Origin of the sequence: Arenimonas sp., from assembly GCF_019459675.1 — a bacterium.
In the GTDB taxonomy this organism is placed as follows: domain Bacteria; phylum Pseudomonadota; class Gammaproteobacteria; order Xanthomonadales; family Xanthomonadaceae; genus Arenimonas.
The window spans coordinates 1-1541 of sequence record NZ_JAIBFH010000429.1; the positions used below are offsets into that span (position 1 = coordinate 1).

The following is a 1541-nucleotide window of genomic DNA, read 5'->3' on the forward strand; positions in this document are numbered from 1 at the left end:
CAGGTGCAGCGCCACCCTGCGCGTCTGCGCCGCACGCCGGTGCTCGAAGACGTAAATCCCCTGCCAGGCGCCGAGCAGCGGCCCGCCGTCGGCAACCGGGATCGCCAGATGGGTTTGCGTCAGCGCGGCGCGCACATGTGCCGGCATGTCGTCCGCGCCTTCCAGGGTGTGTTCGTACATCGGGTCGCCCTCCGGCACCAGCCGCGACAGGAAGCGCTCGAGGTCCGTCTGCACCGTCGGATCATAATTTTCCTGGATCAGCAGGCTCGCCGAGGTGTGGCGGATATACAGCGTGAGTAGGCCCTGCCGGATGCCGCTGGCATCAACCCAGTCACGCACCTGCGGGGTGAACGCATACAAGCCCTTGCCACGGGTGGGGACGGTGATTTCATGGAAGGCCTGGCGCATGGCCGCCATTCTAGCGAATCCGCTTGTTACACTCGATGCATGCTGTTCATCATCCCTTATCTGTTCGCGCCCGCGCGCCTGCTGGAAACGGCAGCCCCGGGTCTGCACCTGCCCGCGCTGCAAACCTTGCTGGCACGCGGCACCCGCCTGCCCTGCCCCGACGGCGGCGTGGAGGCTGCCCTGTGCGAAGCGTTTGGAGTATCGCGCCAGCAGGACTGGCCGCTCGCCCCAATCACCCTGGCGACGGATGGCGGGGTGGCCGGGGACGCCTACTGGCTGCGCGCCGACCCGGTGCATTTGCGAGTGATGCGCGACCGCATCGTGCTAGCGGACGCCGACGCACTTTCACTCTCGCGCCCGGAAGCCGACGCGCTGGCCGCCGCCATCGGCCAGCATTTCGGCCCTGACCTGAGCCCGCTACCGCTCCACCCTCGGCGCTGGTACCTGCAGTATCTCCAGGCACCGCGCCTCACCACCACGCCGTTGTCGGTCGCGGTGGGACGCGATATCGATCCGTTGCTGCCGCAGGGCGACGACGCCATGCGGTTTCGTGCCGAATTGAATGAACTGCAAATGCTGCTGCACGAGCATCCGGTCAATCAGGCGCGCGAAGCGCGCGGCGAACTCCCGGTAAATTCGCTGTGGCTGTGGGGCGGCGGCCGTCTGCCCGTCACCTGCGCCACCCCTGTTCCGCTGTACGCAGGGAACGCCGAAGCGCTGGCGCTGGGCACCTTCTGCAACGCGCGCGTGCGGGCGCTTCCCACACATCGGGACGCACAATTGTTTAGCGGTGAGGGGGTCATTCTGCTCGACACCCTGACCCCAGCCGGACAGATCGGCGATGCCTACGGCTGGCGCGAAGCGCTGCGGGAACTGGAACAGGACTGGTTCGTGCCGCTGCTTGGCACGCTGCGCGGAATCGGTCCGCAAGGCCTGCGGCTGGTGGACCCGGTCAGCGGCAAGGCCTTGCATATGCACCCACGCGACGCCTGGAAGCTCTGGCGACGCCCGCGCCACCTGATGTCTTGAGCCAAATCCGCGAGGCGGACTCAGACCGGCGTCGCCCACAGATCGTGTTCGTCGGCTTCCTCGACCAGAACCTTGAGGCGCGTTCCCGGCGGCAAATCGAAAAC

General features: G+C 67.2%; 2 protein-coding genes. One reads left to right on the forward strand and one right to left on the reverse strand.

Going from position 1 to position 1541, the window contains the following annotated elements:
* Nucleotides 1–417 (reverse strand): secondary thiamine-phosphate synthase enzyme YjbQ (locus K0M70_RS14135; RefSeq protein ID WP_290783018.1); only part of this gene is annotated, 417 nt, incomplete at its 3' end.
* Nucleotides 418–447: 30 nt separating this feature from the next.
* Between K0M70_RS14135 and K0M70_RS14140 the strand changes: the two genes are divergently transcribed.
* Complete coding sequence (locus K0M70_RS14140; protein WP_290783020.1) at nucleotides 448–1437, forward strand: hypothetical protein; 990 nt, start codon at nucleotides 448–450, stop codon at nucleotides 1435–1437.
* Nucleotides 1438–1541: the final 104 nt, after the last annotated feature.

Bases quoted from the DNA above. Each gene is read 5' to 3' on its own strand.
- K0M70_RS14140 (WP_290783020.1), top strand. From the start codon at position 448: ATGCTGTTCATCATCCCTTATCTGTTCGCGCCCGCGCGCCTGCTGGAA.